General features: G+C 38.5%; 1 protein-coding gene. It reads right to left on the bottom strand.

Annotation, left to right across the window (positions count from 1 at the left end; all coding sequences use genetic code 11):
* Positions 1-2,436: YPDG domain-containing protein (locus HMPREF2767_RS08715; RefSeq protein WP_210391801.1), on the bottom strand; the 2,436-nt coding region annotated here is incomplete at both ends.

Genomic DNA, 2,436 nt, shown 5'->3' with positions numbered 1-2,436 from the left:
CTTCAACACCTTCTGGTGCGTCTTCACCTGGTGTGAATTTCGTACCGTCTGGTGCTTCTGTTGGGTTACCATCTTTATCCTTAAACTCTGGTGACGGTACAGTTACATCTTCACCTGGTTTACCTTTGCCATCTTCGTATCCAGGCTCGTATTCTTCATTGTTAGGCACTGAATCTGGGTTCTTAGGATTAGAATTATGATCTTTTTCCGTTTCATCCGGTACGCCGTCTCCATCATCATCTTCATCTTCGATATCTGGAGTGCCGTCACCATCTGTATCTAATTTGAATTTCGCTTTAGCTTCATCAGTTGAACCATCTTCATAAGTCACTTTAACTGGTACATCAAATTCTTCTACAGTATCTGCATCTAATGCCTCTGGATCTGCTGTTACTGTGACTACACCTGTTGTCTCATCAACAGTGACTGTGTAACCATCTGGTACTACAAAGTCTGAACCATCCGCATTTTTACCAATTGTATATTTAGATCCTTCTGGTGCTGATACTACATTACCATCTTTGTCTTTGAATGTTGGTTCTGATTCTGATGGTGTACCTGGTACTACGAATTGTTCTTCGTATGATGGTTCATAAAGTTCATTTGCAAGCTTCACAATAAACGAGTCTTGCGCAAGTGGGTATTCATCACGAACAGATTCTTCCCCAGGACTAATCGCGAATAATTTAGCTGTGAAAATATCACCACTTTGCGCATTTTCAGGAACTTTAAAGTCATCTGTTGTTATTTTACCCTCATTTGATGGGATTTTAACTTCCGATTCATGAACAATATTACCATCCTTATCATACCAAACAACCTGATACTTATTGTTACCTAGGTCTGATGATGGTAAACCTACCGTTGTAGTAGATACATTAGCACCAGGTAATGCTGGTGATGTAGTTGTATTATACTCATCAATACCGAAAATATACTCGTCTAAGAACATACCAAAATTTACATTATTGAGGCGCTGTTGTTCATTACTGTTAATACGGAAAGTCTCTAAAAATCCAGTTGTAGCAGAGCCTCTACTAAACTCATAACGATTACCAAAGAATGGTGTTATCATTCCAAAGTTCTCTAATCCTGGAATTGATACATAAGTCCAATCAATGTTAATGTGCTTAGGAGCAGCATCTAAGCTTGCTTCTCTATCTAATCTTTGAGAAGTAATTCTCCACCAGTTACCAACATCTGGTGAACTAGCCGTTCTACCCATTAAATCTTCATAAGTGGATCCTTCCTCTAATCCATGAGCTAAGGCAATATCTTCTGGAAGAACATCTTCACGATATAACACTGAGCGACGCCCAGTACCAAGATTGATGTTATCATTATATCCTCTATTGTTATAGTCCTGACCATAAGTACCATTAAATTGAAGAACATATTTACCATCTGCATCAGTTCTTGTTGATACTGTTTCACCAATCCATAAATCTTTACCTTCTAATTCAATTTGCTCTTTAATCCATGCTTGTAGAGCATTCTCATTTTCATCTGTCCAACCATTGCCACGAATATTCTTTGTACCAATCGCAGCTGGTGCTTCATTATAAATTTTATTTACTGCATAGTCTGAAAGGTATGAACCAATGACTTCAACATCTCTGATTGGTGTGTCTGCTCCACCAAATCTAGAAAGCTCAGACATATTTGATGCTCCAGCTTGATGACTATTTTCCCAGAAAACACGACCGTTTATTTGACCTGAAGTTTCGTTAAATCCTTGATTGTCAACTTTTTCATTTAAATTATGCATCGCTTCATGATCCGGCGTTTCGGCATATGCAAAGTTGAAGTTCTCTAGTCTATCTGTATGAATCCAGTTACGAGCACCATTCATAGTATCCATAACTTTACCACGTGGACCAACTTGGCTTAGGTTCCATGACTGTATCAGACTTAATCCATCTGGAGTTTCAGCCCATACTCTGAATTTTTCTCCTTCAGGTAATAAAGGATCCGCATCAAAACGTGCGGTTGTTCCATCTGCTAAAACAAAATCTTTCATTACGATATGATAATTACCTTGGGCATCAGTTTTAGTAGTATAGATAGGTGAGGCTGCTCCGCTTTTTTCAAACCACTGTGCGTATACTCTAACGTCTTCTAAAGGACTTCTAACTCCGTCTCTTACACTTCCAGCAGTAGGTGTAGAATTATAGTACTGATAAACTGTTCCGTTAACGGTACGTCTAGCATCTTCTTGATCAGTACCTGACTCAATTACTTTCACACCATCAACATCAAGTCTGGCATTACCAACATCGTCAGAAGTTACATCTAAAGAAGTTTTATCTACCTCATCTTCTGCTGTTCTATTTAGTGCAGATCGAGTTGCTACTTCTTCACTTTCTTTAGTGATTTCTTCAGTTAGTGATTTTTCGTCTGCTGATGCTTCTTCGTTTGGTGTTTCTTCGTTTAATG

The organism is Nosocomiicoccus sp. HMSC067E10, assembly GCF_001810835.1.
GTDB lineage: Bacteria > Bacillota > Bacilli > Staphylococcales > Salinicoccaceae > Nosocomiicoccus > Nosocomiicoccus ampullae_A.
Note: the sequence above shows the minus strand (reverse complement) of the source record. Positions and strands in the feature narration are given on the sequence as shown.